Here is a 13,953-nt window from a genome sequence, read left to right as displayed (position 1 = left end):
GAATTTTAGTACGAGCCATTAGCTCAGTCGGTAGAGCATCTGACTTTTAATCAGAGGGTCGAAGGTTCGAGTCCTTCATGGCTCACCATTTATACTTTTTTATGGCCCCTTGGTCAAGCGGTTAAGACACCGCCCTTTCACGGCGGTAACACGGGTTCGAATCCCGTAGGGGTCATGGCGAATAACCGTCAGCAAACGGCTGGCAAGCCCAGCTTACTTGCTGGCGGTTATTATTTGGTCCGGTAGTTCAGTTGGTTAGAATGCCTGCCTGTCACGCAGGAGGTCGCGGGTTCGAGTCCCGTCCGGACCGCCATTTACATATTTAGACTCAAAACAAAATAAGGCTCAGTAGCTCAGTCGGTAGAGCACGACCGAATAAGCTCCCTTGAATCACTTCAGCGTACCGATTGCCAAATCGGGACGAAGGACGAAGCCAAACGTTGTTTAGGCATAATAATTTAATAAGGCTCAGTAGCTCAGTCGGTAGAGCAAAGGACTGAAAATCCTTGTGTCGGCGGTTCGATTCCGTCCTGAGCCATCCTAAGAAGGAGTATGTAACCAAGCATGCTCCTTTTTGTTATATTTCTGTAATATAAGAGCTTTTCTGAAGAAAGACCGTGTAATTTAGACGCACACTCTCCTCTATTTTTCGCAGTCCTAACAAACCCTTGCCAATAGGGATTATTTCCTATCCTTCATTCGACAAAAACCATCCACTTGCTTTGCCATTAAAAGTCATAAAATGTCAGCTATTATACAATTTTGTTACATTCCCGAGTCTCGTAATCTATTTGCTTTGCTATATGGTAAAGTAGGTATTGTGAAAAAATCAGACTCACAAAATCGTAGTTACATAGCACTATATGAAAGTGTTCTTTGTTACCGTAGTCTAGGGGGATGTAACCATGTTCAAATGGATGAAAAAAGGTACCTCATCATCAGAATTTACAGCGAAAAGCTTTAAGAAAACTATAAATAGAACGATTGCGGCCGGCTTTGCAGCGGCGGCTCTGACATTTGCAGGCGGCATATCCGCTTCTGCCAATGATGATAAGCTTGTAACCGTTTATTATGTCTATATGGGTGACGAATATATTGGAACGGTGTCGGATAAAAGTGTCATCGAAGAGTTGGCTGATAAAAAGATCAGTGAGGCTGAAGGTTCCCATAAGGGACTAAAGCTGGCGCTGGCATCGGAGCTTTCCTTTGTTCCTGAGCAGGTTTTTGAATCCAGCTCACAAGTGAATGAATCAGAAGCTGTGAATGGACTCAAAGACAAGATGGAAGTTCATGCCGAAGCAGCTGCCTTAGTGATTGGCGGCAAGGAAATCGCTTATATGGAAAATGAGGAGCAGGCAAAAGCGGCCCTCCAGAAAATCAAGACTTCCTATGTTTCAGAAAAAGACTTAAAGGCACTCGAAGATAGAAAAGCATCTTCTGCAATTCCTTTACCACAGCTGAAGGAAGATGAAACACGTCTTTTAGATGTCCGCTTTACGGAAGATGTATCCATCTCTGAATCAACCGTGAAACCGGACCAGATCATCAATGCAGAGGAGGCTGTAAAGCTTCTGCAAAAGGGAACCCTGGAGGAAAAGAAATATGTGGTTAAAGAGGGCGATGCACTAAGCAATATCGCCAGTGCCCATGATCTCGAGATGAAGCAATTGATCGAACTGAACAGCGGTCTTAAGAAGGATTCTGTCATTAAGGCAGGACAGGAATTAAATGTGACTGTCTACAAGCCGTATGTAAAAGTGTTAGCAGATAAGGAAGTTTTCAAAAAAGAAAAGATCGATTTTGAAAAAGAAGTCATCGAAGACAGCAGCATGCCTAAAGGCGAAACGAAAGTGAAGCAGGAGGGCAAGGAAGGCGTTCGTGCTGCAACTTATCTGATTACAGAAGAAAACGGCCAAACGGTCAAAAAAGAAGTAAAAGAAGAGAAGGTTCTTGAAGAGCCAGTGAAGCAGATTGTCATCAAGGGAACAAAGGTGATTCCATCCCGCGGTGGAGGCAGCTTTGCCTATCCGGCAGTTGGCGGTTATATCTCCAGTAAAATGGGATACCGCTGGGGCAAAATGCATAAAGGGATTGACATTGCAAGACCGAGCGACCGCACGATCAAAGCAGCCGATAACGGTACGGTTGTATCCGCAGGCATGGATGGCGGCTATGGCAATAAAATTGTCATCGACCATAACAATGGCTTCCGCACGATTTATGCCCATCTGGATTCCATCAGTGTCAGCGCTGGCCAAACCGTCTCAAAAGGCTCAAAAATTGGCATAATGGGAACTACTGGTGATTCAACCGGTGTCCACCTGCACTTCGAAGTATACAAAAACGGTAAAATGCAGGATCCGCTGAAATATATAAATAAATAATACACGCAAAAAAGTCTCTAGTTTTCATGCTAGAGACTTTTGTGGTTAAGAATAAGAAATAAAAACATCCAGCCTCTTGAGGTGTGTCGGAGGCAGGCAGGGCGCTCCCGCTTTTCGTAATAGGTGAATTCTCACTGTTAACATGGTAAAGTAAAGTAGAGAACATATGCATGAAACTGACTTCTACTGCTCGAAAAATAAATAAATGAGCAAGAAAAAGGAGATAGGTATGGATAAAAAAATTCTAGTTGTAGACGATGAAAAACCAATTGCAGATATACTGCAGTTCAATTTAAAAAAAGAAGGCTATGAAGTGGTGTGTGCCTATGACGGCAATGACGCCCTGGAAAAAGTAGAAGAAATCAAGCCGGATTTAATTTTGCTTGATATCATGCTTCCCCAGAGGGATGGCATTGAGGTTTGCCGCGAAGTGCGCAAGAAATACGATATGCCGATCATTATGCTGACAGCAAAGGATTCTGAAATTGATAAAGTTCTGGGTCTTGAGCTGGGTGCAGATGATTATGTTACAAAGCCGTTCAGCACGAGAGAATTGATTGCCCGTGTGAAGGCGAATATGAGGCGCCATCAGCAGGTTGCCAAGGCAGAGGAAGAAGATGAATCCAACGAAATCGAAGTGGGTTCACTGATTATCCATCCGGATGCCTACGTGGTTTCCAAACGCGGTGAGACGATTGAATTAACACACCGTGAGTTTGAGCTCCTTCACTATCTGGCCAAGCATATTGGACAAGTCATGACGAGGGAACATCTTCTTCAAACCGTATGGGGCTATGATTATTATGGTGATGTCCGCACAGTTGACGTAACTGTCAGAAGACTGCGGGAGAAAATCGAAGATAATCCAAGCCACCCGACATGGATCGTGACAAGAAGAGGAGTCGGTTATTACTTGCGGAATCCTGAACAGGAGTAAAAGGGTACATGGAAAAGGTGGGTTTTTTTCGGTCCATTCATTTGAAGTTTGTGATCATTTATGTTCTTCTCATCCTGGTAGCGATGCAGATTATCGGAGTCTACTTTGTCAGGCAGCTGGAATCGACCTTACAGGAAAATTTCAAAGATGCCATTCAGGAGAGGGTTAATCTTCTCAGCTATTATGTGGAGGAACAGATGACCAAGGTAAGGCTTCCCGATGAGGAGCCCTCGTCCCAGGAGGAAGATATCAGAAGGCTGTTAAGTGATTACAATTCGGCGGATATATCCGAAGTCCGTGTGGTTGATGAATCACTGAAAATTCTTGGCACCTCCGACCCCGATAATCAGGGGGTTGTCGGAGGAAGGTCTACCGATAACCTGATCAAGATGGCCATCGCCACCAAACAGCCGGTAACGGAGGATCTGGTTGACCAGGGACAGCGGATATGGGTTCTCGTCACCCCTATTAAAAATAATAATGGGGATGTCAACGGGGCTATCTATCTGGTTGCTAAAATAGAAAACATCTATGAACAGATGAGAGAAATAAATAATATTTTTACATCCGGAATCGCTATTGCGTTAGCCATCACAGCAATTCTGGGAATACTCCTTGCCCAGACGGTAACACGCCCGATTTCCGATATGCGGAAACAGGCGCTGGCCATGGCAAAAGGAAACTTCTCCCGTAAGGTTAAAGTTTATGGGTATGACGAAATTGGCCAGCTGGCCATTACTTTCAACAGCTTAACAAAGAAACTTCAGGAAGCTCACGCCACAACGGAAGGCGAACGGCGGAAATTATCCTCTGTTCTTTCCTATATGACAGATGGGGTCATCGCAACCGACCGGAAAGGGCGCGTCATTCTCATTAATGAGCCTGCAGCAAAAATGCTGAATGTTTCACGTGAAACGGTCCTGTCTTCACCGATTGTATCCCTTTTAGGACTTGAAGAGGATTATACCTTTGAAGAGCTGTTAGACGAGAAGGATTCAGTCATCCTGGATTACAGCAGCAAAACGAAAACGCTGATTCTCCGTGCGAATTTCTCGGTTATTCAAAAAGAAACCGGTTTTGTGAACGGCTTAATTACCGTTTTGCATGATATCACCGAGCAGGAGAAAATTGATATGGAACGCCGTGAATTTGTGGCGAATGTATCTCATGAACTCAGAACGCCGCTCACGACGATGAGAAGCTATCTGGAGGCTCTTGCAGATGGCGCCTGGAAAGATGAGGAGATTGCTCCGAATTTCCTGGATGTCACCCAAAATGAAACAGAGCGGATGATCCGCCTGGTTAATGATCTGCTGCAGCTTTCTAAAATGGACAGCAAGGATTACCGTTTAAGCAAGGACTGGATTGATTTCATTTTCTTCTATAATAGAATTATAGACCGTTTTGAAATGACGAAGCAGCAGAATGTTACATTTGAAAGAAGGCTTCCGGACCATTCGGCTTTTGTGGAAATAGATGAAGACAAGCTCACCCAGGTACTGGACAACATCATCTCAAATGCCCTGAAATACTCTCCGGAAGGCGGAAAGGTGACGTTTGGCATTGAGGAAAAAGATGAATTCATTGTCGTCAGCGTTTCTGACCAGGGTGTGGGGATACCAAAAGAAAATATTGAGCAGATTTTCGAGCGTTTTTACCGGGTGGATAAAGCCCGTACAAGAAAGCTTGGCGGAACAGGCCTCGGTCTTGCCATTGCGAAAGAAATGGTGGAAGCTCATGGCGGGAAAATTTGGGCAGCGAGTACAGAAGGGAAAGGGACAACGATTTCATTCAGCCTCCCATATGTTCGCTCGGAAGAGGATGATTGGGAATGAGATATGAAAACATAAAATCCATCATACTGACCATTCTAGTCGTGACAAGTGTCCTCCTGACCTGGAATCTCTGGACCTACCAGCCGACTTTTGAGCGAATTGAAAAAGAAGCAAACACCATTCAGGAAGTAACAATCGCGGAGAAAAAAGAAGTAAATCAGATCGTAAGACCGGACACCCTTCTATTCCATCTCGACGAAAAACAGACCTTTGGCACGGTCAGTCCTGGTGAGATTGATAAGGTTATAAACGAAATCAGTGATTGGAACTTTGCCGACTTTGAAAATATCACAGAGGAAGCTGACATCCTTCCATCGTTTGTTCATAATGAAGGAAAAGCGGTTCTGGCGTTTCAGGATTCTGTTCCGATTGACTTATACAAATCCGTCATTAAAATTGGCGATAAAAATCTCGCTGATTTTCAATTTGATCATATTGTTATTGATACCAGGCAAACAGGTAAAAAGGAAGGAATTGTTGATTTTGTCTCATTGGATAACCGGCAGATTTATCGAAGCCATGTGCCTGTTTCCTTTATTCAGAATTTCAAGAGCCAATACTTCAATCTGTCGGAATATAACCCGGAATACAGAGCCTATCTTGCTTATAAGCCATCTGATAAAAGAACCATTTATCTGCCCGCACAGGATACCAAAATGCTAAGATATCAATACCTCGAGAAAAAATTGGACTCTGAACAATACAAAAATGCCTTGTTCAGTGATCCGAGTGTCGTACAGAAAAGTTTTCAGCAATCAGAGGATGAATATAATGATACCTTAAGCCTGCTGAGGGTGAATTCTGATAAAAATACCCTTCGTTATATTAAACCGGCTGCCGGGGATAATCCGGCATTTCCGTCAGGCGACCTCCTGAAAAGGAGCATCGACTACATTAACGGACATTCGGGATGGACAGATAATTACCAATTCTCCGAAATAGATGAAGTGAACCATCGGGTTGTATTCCGGATGTATGAATCTTCAGGCTATCCTATTTTCAGCGATGATCCGAAACTGTCCGAGATCCGCCAGATTTGGGGGCAAAATGAAATTTATGAGTATGTTCGAAGCAGCTTCCAGCTTGGCGTGAGTACGGAAACGCCAACAGAAGTAACTCTCAGTTCCGGAAATCGCGTAATGGAGTATCTGTTGGCCCTGGACGGATTCAATCCTGAATTGCTGGAGGATGTAAGACTGGGGTATCAGATGATGCTGGTCAAGGAAGCGCAGACCACATTCATCCGCCTTGAGCCTTCCTGGTTTTACCGTTATGAAGGAACGTGGAAAAGCATTTCGCTTGATGAGACAGGGGGCATGAATAATGGATTGGAGTAAGATTAAAACAATCTTTATTTTAACCTTCCTGGTGCTGGATATTTACTTGATGTACGAGTTTTTTAAATTAAAGGAAGCCAGTGAATTTGAACCGGTCGCCCAGGCATCCCTGGAAAAACAGCTTAAGAGTGCCGAGATCACATTTGAGTCGCCCCTTCCGAAAAGCAACCCGAAAGACCGTTATTTGAGGGCTAAGCCGGTGGAATTTGATATTGAAGAGCTTGAGAGGCTGAAAGATACAAAGCTTGAAGGCCAGGATATTACGATTTCAGAAGGAACCACTTTGAATTCAGTCCTGGATGAGCCGATTAAAATCAGTGACAAATTCAGTCCATCCGAATTATCCGCTTTTATCAAAAACAGGGTGCTATATGGGGATCAGTACCGCTTCTGGGAAAAGCCTCATGACAGCAATAAAATCACGTATTATCAGGAATTTGAAGACAAAATGTTTTATATGAATTTGAATGGCGAGCTCACCTTTTATTTGAATGACGAAAATAAAATTGTCTCATATACGCAGACGCTTCTGGAAAAGATTGAGTCGAAGGAAGAAAGCGAAAAAGTCATTCAGCCGATAAAGGCTGTCGAGACCCTTTACAAGAATGGCTCGCTTCTGCCTAAGTCAAAAATTACAAATGTAGAGCTGGGATATTTCACCTTTGTGCATTTGAGCTCTTCACAATTATTGACGCCTGCCTGGCGATTTGTCATTAATGGCGAGGAGAATTTATTTGTGGATGCGTTTGAAGGGAAAATTATTCAGCTGAGTAACGAAGAGAAAAAAATAGTGGAGTGAGGAGAATATGTCTTTACAATTCAGCGTTCTCGCGAGCGGCAGTACAGGGAATGCGATCTTTGTCGAGACGGAGGGACATTCCTTTCTGGTTGATGCCGGTTTAAGCGGAAAGCAAATGGAAGGATTATTTCAGCATATTGGCCGGGACATCGGCAAGCTTTCAGGTATACTGGTGACCCATGAGCATAGCGACCATATCAAGGGTGTCGGGATTCTTGCCCGCAAGTATAACCTCCCGATTTATGCGAATGAAAAAACATGGCTGGCCATGGACGGACTGATTGGACAAGTCCCGGTTGATCAGAAGTTTCATTTTGATATGGAAGCAGTGAAAACATTCGGATCCCTGGATATTCAATCCTTCGGGGTTTCCCATGATGCGGCCGACCCGATGTTTTATGTGTTCCATCATAACGGGAAAAAGCTTGTTCTGATTACCGATACAGGCTACGTCAGCGACCGTATGAAAGGCCTGATTTCCAATGCAGAGGCTTACGTCTTTGAAAGCAATCATGATGTCCAGATGCTTCGCATGGGCCGCTACCCGTGGAATATAAAGAGAAGGATCTTAAGCGATGTCGGCCATGTATCCAATGAGGATGCAGCGCTGGCGATGAGTGAAGTGGCCGGCGACCGGACAAAGAGCTTTTATCTTGCTCATTTAAGCCAGGATAACAATATTAAAGATCTGGCGAGAATGTCTGTCGCCCAGACACTGGAAAGCCGAGGCATTATTGTCGGCGAACAATTCGACCTTTTTGATACCGATCCGAAGGTGCCGACGATTTTAACAGCCGTTTAAACATTAATCAGAAGAGGAATACACAGAGAGACAGCTGTCTTTCGTGTGTTCCTCTTTTTCTTTTTGAGGAAATTTTAATAAAGTATGAACAAAGTCGTAAGATTGCGTCAGCGAGTGCGTTTTTGTTAGATTTCTAAAAACAGAAGAGTATAATATTGGGTATAAAGGAAGACTAAGTTTTAGCATTTATATTAAAAACAGCCGTTTTTTTGCAAAAGAAAGAAAGGATGGGTGCAGTTTGGGCTATTATGATCAAGATCATCAGAACCGTTATAAAGGGCAAAAAGGCAACAAGGGCGGATACTTTCTGGCCAGCCTTGTTGGCATCATACTAGGGGCCATTCTGGTCGTGGTTGCAGTCCCAAAGCTGGCAGACTACGACGTGCTCCCTTATACGGTTGAACCGGATGAAAAGCTGCAGGATGAAGCAGCCGGGGACAATAATGCCAGGACGCAGAATATCTCAGTCGACGTGACAACCGATGTAACCAAGGCCGTCGACAAAGCCGGGGATGCGGTTGTAAGCATTACGAACATCCAGACAGCCGGCTTTTGGTCGAATGAAGGAAACGGCAGTGCCGGACAGCCTGCCGGAACAGGTTCAGGCGTTATTTATAAGAAGGAAGGAAATACAGCCTTCATCGTCACAAACCACCATGTGGTCGAAGGTGCTCAGGAATTGGAAGTAAGCCTGGAGGATGGCACCAAGCTGCCGGCAAGACTGGTTGGCAGCGATATTTGGACGGATCTTGCCGTGCTTGAAGTAGAAGCAAAGGAAATTAAAACAGTAGCCGAATTCGGCGATTCAGACGCACTGAAGCCAGGCGAGCCGGTCATTGCCATCGGAAACCCTCTTGGCCAGTTCTCCGGCTCTGTCACACAGGGAATCATCTCTGGGCTTGAGCGTGCGATACCGGTTGATATTGACCAGAATGGAACAGTAGACTGGCAGGCAGAGGTTCTGCAGACAGATGCCGCGATCAACCCGGGTAACAGCGGCGGAGCGCTGGTGAATATCAGCGGCCAGCTCATCGGCATCAACTCCATGAAAATTGCGGAGAGCGCCGTAGAAGGAATCGGATTGGCGATTCCCATTAACTACGCAAGGCCAGTCATTGATGACCTGGAAAAGTTCGGAGAAGTAAAACGTCCGTATATGGGCGTGCAGCTGGCATCTGTTAATGAGATTCCTGGCTACTACCAGCAGGAAGCACTGAAACTGCCGAAGGACGTGAAATCAGGTGTAGCCATCACATCTGTAGAACCGAATTCTCCAGCAGCACAGGCAGGACTGAAGGAAATGGATGTCATCGTTGAGATGGATGGACAGGAAATCAAAGACATCATTGAATTGCGCCAACATCTCTATACGAAAAAATCAGTTGGCGACAAGATGAAAATTAAAATTTACCGCGACGGCAAAACCCAGGAAGTAACGATGAAGCTGAGCGGGGAGACATTTTAATGAAATGGGAAAGCGATAATCGCTTTCCTGTTTTTTATTGTAGATGAAACATTAAATTGAACTATGAAAGCATTTTAGGAAAAGTTATCTGCATCCAGCGCCTAGCCCCTCGGGTCATAGGCCAAATCACTCCAGAAATCAGGATTACCTGCGTGATTCGTCTTATGCCTGTCGGACTTGCACAGGATGTGCTGACTTCAACGTTCGCCACAGGACGTGGCGGTTTTTAGTTGAAGATCATCTAATTTCAAGGCACTTCCGCTTTTGATTGTGTTTTGTTAGTATGAGATGTGGATAACTTAAATACATAAACGAAAATAAAAATTATCCACAATTCGGATAAAAAAACAGGCTGCCAGCCTAAAAAGGAGTTAGCTGAAAATGATTTACTGCTGTGACGAACACGTTGATCTGGCAATAGATATAGTGGTGGATGAGTACGAAACATTCCCGCAATTAACAAAACTTGAAGATGAAAAAAAGTTATCAACAACCTGTGAATATTGTCAAAATACCGCAATATATGTTGTAGCGAACGAATGATCTCATACAACATGTGGATGAAAAATGTGGACATGTGGATAACTTCTGTGGATATCTTGTTTGTAAAGTGAGGACATGCTGTGAATATCTCAATTATTACGGTTGGAAAGCTAAAAGAAAAGTACCTGAAGCAAGGAATTGACGAATACCTGAAAAGACTGTCGGCCTACTCCAAAATGGACATCATCGAAGTTCCCGACGAAAAAGCCCCTGAAGAACTAAGCGAAACGGAAATGATGCAGGTCAAGCAAAAAGAGGGCGAGCGGATCCTGGCGAAAATCCATCCGGATGCCCATGTTATTGCTTTGGCAATTGAAGGGAAGATGAAATCTTCGGAAGAGCTTGCGGATACTCTTGATAAACTGGCTACTTATGGGAAGAGCAAGATTGCATTTGTCATTGGCGGGTCTCTTGGATTGAGCCAAGAGGTTTTGCAGCGTGCGGATGATAAGCTGTCTTTTTCGAAAATGACTTTTCCGCATCAGTTGATGAAGCTGATCTTGCTGGAGCAGGTTTATAGGGCTTTTCGGATTAATCGGGGTGAACCGTATCATAAGTAAATGAGGTTTATTAAAAGTGGCCGTATAGGAATTTAATTAAACCTGCCAGTGATGGGCTTGTCATAAATAGTGTAATGTCATTAGAATCTTTGGTTTCTGTTGAATTAAAATCCTAATGGAAGCAAGTATCCCCCTCACTTATTAAAGTGAGGGGGATTTAAGGTTTTAAAAAGTATAAAAATTTGTGGTTCGGAAATTAGGAGGCGGTTCTGAATCCGGCTCCAGCGCTACAACGGCTAGTGTACTGTCCGTACGCAACTAAGCGGGTCGCTTGCGCTTTTAAATGATTCCAGCGGAAGCGCCCGAGGGTCCGTACCAACTGGAACGGACCCTCGGGATCAAATAACCCAAAGAGAATTAAAGGGAAAGACCACCCTTTTTTTCTTTGGAACATTTGCCTTTCGGGGCTAAACGGGTGCTTGTGCTTTTTTATTTAATGGCTTTACTCACTTTTAACTTCTTTCCTTTGATAGTCGCATTCTCCATGGCTTCTAAAACTAGTGAGCCTTTTCCATTCAGAATATCAACATATGACATATGATCCTGGATGGTTATAATGCCGATATCCTCTGCTGTGATTCCAGGAATTTTTGCAATCGTTCCAACAAAATCTAAAGCACGAATTTTCTTCTTTTTACCACCGTTGAAATGGAGTTTCATAATATCTTGATTGATTCGGGCTGTTTTATTATTTCTTACAATTCGCCTGCCGCTAAGTTTTTCTTCGAAAGCAGCTTTTCCACCAGCCACTTCCAGATGGCTGGGGCCTTCTTTAGCAGGTAGCTCAAAGCCGATGTACCTTTCAATGGCTTTAATGAATTTTCCTTCAAAAGGTGTCGAAAACGTAATGGCCTTTCCTTTCTTTCCAGCACGGCCTGTTCTTCCGGTTCGGTGTACATAGCTCTCTTTTTCCATGGGAACGTCATAGTTGATGACAAGTGTCACATTATCAATATCAATACCTCTTGCAGCTACATCAGTGGCCACGAGATAGCGGAAGTTCCCCAGTTTGAAACCTTCCATAACAGAGAACCGGTCTTCTTGTTCTAAACCCCCATGGAGTCTCTCACAAGGATATCCTGCTCTATCTAGTTCGCTATACACAGTATCGACGTGTTCTTTGGTTCGGCAGAAAATCAGGCAGCTGTCTGGGTTTTCTACAACCGTGACGTCTTTAAGGAGTGAGATCTTTTCTTCTTCTCTCACTTCAATTAAAGAATGTTCAATGGTATCGGCTGTCACCCTGGTCGATTCAATCTCAATCTGAATAGGATCTTTCATATATTTATGGCAAAGACTTTCAACATCTTTAGGCAGAGTTGCAGAAAAAACCATTGTTACTCGGTTTGAAGGCAGCTCTTTGATGATCGCTTCCACTTCATCGATGAAACCTCTATTAAGCATCTCATCAGCTTCATCTATGATAAGATACTTTATTTGATTCAAAACTAAGGTTCCTCGTTCAATATGGTCCATGACTCGTCCAGGGGTACCAACGACTATATGAGTTTTTTGTTTCAATTCATCCTTTTGTTTTGAAAAAGGTTCTTTTCCATAGACGGCCACTGCTTTAATGCGTTTAAACCTTCCGATATTCGTAATATCTTCGCGGACTTGAACCGCAAGCTCCCTAGTTGGCGTAAGAATTAAGGCCTGTGGTTTTTTTTCTTCCCATTCAATCATATCCGAAACAGGAATACCAAAGGAGGCAGTCTTTCCACTTCCAGTTTGGGCTTTTACGACAAGATCTTGATTTTTCATTGCTAATGGTATGACTTCTCTTTGAACTTCTGTTGGAGTTTCGTATTTTAACACAGCTAGTGCTCTTTTTATTTCTTCACTTACATGATAGTCCTCAAAACTTCTATTACTCATTTTTAAACCTCGTTTTTTGTTTTTTCGTCATATGGATAGAATTCTCTCCAAGAATTATTATATGCATTATCTGAATATGGTTCATTATACTTGAAAAGTGCGGAACAAAACGGCTTTTATTTTAAATCTTAAAAAGTAACAGATAAGGATGCGTTATTGATCTTAGATAACTTGAGGGAAAAGATAATGAACAATACAATGCTTCTTTTTACAATAATATTAAAAAATAACTCAGTTCTATTAGGTAAGCCAAAAAACCTCATTTAGATATTTTACGGAGAACCATATCATAAGCAAGTGCGGTTTCAAAGCCGTTTCAATTATTATATTGAAGCTTTTTTTTGATTATTGACTAGAGATTTGAACATGGAGAAATTGAACTTTGAAGAAGTATATGAAGCATTAAATAAATCAAAGCTTCAATAATCTGCATCTCGTGAGACAATCATTAGGTGTAGATTATTAAAGCTTTTTTTTATGAAACGAAATTAGGGATTTTACACGTTATTGTAAATGTTTGCTTCTCTGCTATAAATTCTAAATATCCGTTATGCTGCTCTATAATTTGCCGAATAATTGAAGTACCTAAACCATTATGATTTGGTTTTGTTGTAACACCAGTCTTGGCAAACAATTGGTCAGCAATTTCTTTCAGCAAGGGGATCGTATTGTTTGAACAAGTTAATATATATAGACCGCTTTTTTTACGAAGGCTTAATTCAATAAAAGCTTGTTTGTTATACTTCGTTTGCCATTCAATGCTTGCATCAATCGCATTTTCTAATATATTGCCTATTAGCCGAACGATTTCATCAGATGGAAGTGATAAATTTGATACAGGTATTTCAAGCAAATAATTAATAGCAATATTGTGGCTTCGTGCCTTTTCGTAATTCGTATATAATACTGCTGCTACTGCCCCCTGCTCTCCCTTTATCGACAAGTTCGTCTGTTCATATCGCTTTACTAACCCTTGCATATAGGTTTTCGCTTCATCAACCTCATCTTTTTCCAGTAAATAAGCAATTGCTGATACATGCTTTAAGTAATCGTGACGTTCTTTACGTACCTCTTGAAATGTACGATTAAATTCTACTAGCTTTTCATTTACTTCTAACTGTAATGTTGAAGTCTTAAATAGCGCTTTCTGCTTTTGTGAACTATAAATAACCACAAGCAATGCGCCAAAAAGTAAGAGTAGATTTTGTACACTCTTACCATTTAATACATAGACCCCATACATACATAAATGAATTATTACACTCCAATCAAGCTTTAACGTAAATCTTTTCATAGCTGCTAATGCTAATATGATGCTTATTGGAATGCTAATATAGAAGGAAAAATAGTCTACTGTTGCGAGGGCAAAATGGGTACAACAAATGATGAAAAAATATAGTTTATGCTTCATATTGC

General features: G+C 42.5%; 11 protein-coding genes and 4 tRNA genes. 13 read left to right on the top strand and 2 right to left on the bottom strand.

The window, feature by feature from the left end:
- Positions 1-12 precede the first annotated feature (12 nt).
- The 13 genes from BK139_RS13415 (at position 13) to rlmH (ending at position 10,662) form a co-directional block, all read left to right on the top strand.
- Positions 13-88 (top strand) — tRNA-Lys (locus BK139_RS13415).
- A gap of 15 nt (positions 89-103) precedes the next feature.
- Positions 104-175 (top strand) — tRNA-Glu (locus tag BK139_RS13410).
- A gap of 61 nt (positions 176-236) precedes the next feature.
- Positions 237-313: transfer RNA gene (locus BK139_RS13405), tRNA-Asp, on the top strand.
- Between the two features lie 152 nt (positions 314-465).
- Positions 466-538, top strand: a tRNA-Phe gene (locus tag BK139_RS13400).
- A 367-nt stretch (positions 539-905) separates the two neighbouring features.
- A complete protein-coding gene (locus tag BK139_RS13395; protein WP_076259550.1) occupies positions 906-2,384 on the top strand; it encodes a peptidoglycan DD-metalloendopeptidase family protein in 1,479 nt (492 codons plus the stop codon).
- A 229-nt stretch (positions 2,385-2,613) separates the two neighbouring features.
- Positions 2,614-3,321 (top strand): response regulator YycF, encoded by a 708-nt coding sequence (gene yycF, locus BK139_RS13390; RefSeq protein ID WP_048010220.1) that lies wholly within the window; start codon positions 2,614-2,616, stop codon positions 3,319-3,321.
- 8 nt (positions 3,322-3,329) lie between these two features.
- Positions 3,330-5,156: a cell wall metabolism sensor histidine kinase WalK gene (walK, locus tag BK139_RS13385; protein WP_076259548.1), complete on the top strand. Its 1,827-nt coding sequence runs from the start codon at positions 3,330-3,332 to the stop codon at positions 5,154-5,156.
- Positions 5,153-6,493 (top strand): YycH family regulatory protein, encoded by a 1,341-nt coding sequence (locus BK139_RS13380; RefSeq protein WP_076259546.1) that lies wholly within the window; start codon positions 5,153-5,155, stop codon positions 6,491-6,493. Before walK ends, BK139_RS13380 begins: the two co-directional genes overlap by 4 nt.
- Positions 6,480-7,292, top strand: coding sequence for a two-component system regulatory protein YycI (locus BK139_RS13375; RefSeq protein ID WP_076259544.1), 813 nt, complete (start codon positions 6,480-6,482; stop codon positions 7,290-7,292). The genes BK139_RS13380 and BK139_RS13375 overlap by 14 nt, the downstream gene beginning before the upstream one ends.
- Before the next feature lie 7 nt (positions 7,293-7,299).
- A complete protein-coding gene (locus BK139_RS13370; protein ID WP_076259542.1) occupies positions 7,300-8,094 on the top strand; it encodes an MBL fold metallo-hydrolase in 795 nt (264 codons plus the stop codon).
- A gap of 238 nt (positions 8,095-8,332) precedes the next feature.
- Positions 8,333-9,559 (top strand): S1C family serine protease, encoded by a 1,227-nt coding sequence (locus tag BK139_RS13365; protein ID WP_076259540.1) that lies wholly within the window; start codon positions 8,333-8,335, stop codon positions 9,557-9,559.
- A 381-nt stretch (positions 9,560-9,940) separates the two neighbouring features.
- On the top strand, positions 9,941-10,102 hold the full coding sequence (locus BK139_RS13360; protein WP_076259537.1) for a CxxH/CxxC protein: 162 nt from the start codon (positions 9,941-9,943) through the stop codon (positions 10,100-10,102).
- An 80-nt stretch (positions 10,103-10,182) separates the two neighbouring features.
- Positions 10,183-10,662: a 23S rRNA (pseudouridine(1915)-N(3))-methyltransferase RlmH gene (gene rlmH, locus BK139_RS13355; protein WP_076259535.1), complete on the top strand. Its 480-nt coding sequence runs from the start codon at positions 10,183-10,185 to the stop codon at positions 10,660-10,662.
- A gap of 429 nt (positions 10,663-11,091) precedes the next feature.
- Here rlmH and BK139_RS13350 read toward each other — a convergent pair whose 3' ends face one another.
- A complete protein-coding gene (locus BK139_RS13350) occupies positions 11,092-12,537 on the bottom strand; it encodes a DEAD/DEAH box helicase (protein ID WP_076259532.1) in 1,446 nt (481 codons plus the stop codon).
- Between the two features lie 475 nt (positions 12,538-13,012).
- Positions 13,013-13,948: a sensor histidine kinase gene (locus tag BK139_RS13345; RefSeq protein ID WP_076259530.1), complete on the bottom strand. Its 936-nt coding sequence runs from the start codon at positions 13,946-13,948 to the stop codon at positions 13,013-13,015.
- Positions 13,949-13,953: the final 5 nt, after the last annotated feature.

The organism is Paenibacillus sp. FSL R5-0490, from assembly GCF_001956215.1.
Taxonomy (GTDB): domain Bacteria; phylum Bacillota; class Bacilli; order Bacillales; family Cytobacillaceae; genus Cytobacillus.
Note: the sequence above shows the minus strand (reverse complement) of the source record. Positions and strands in the feature narration are given on the sequence as shown.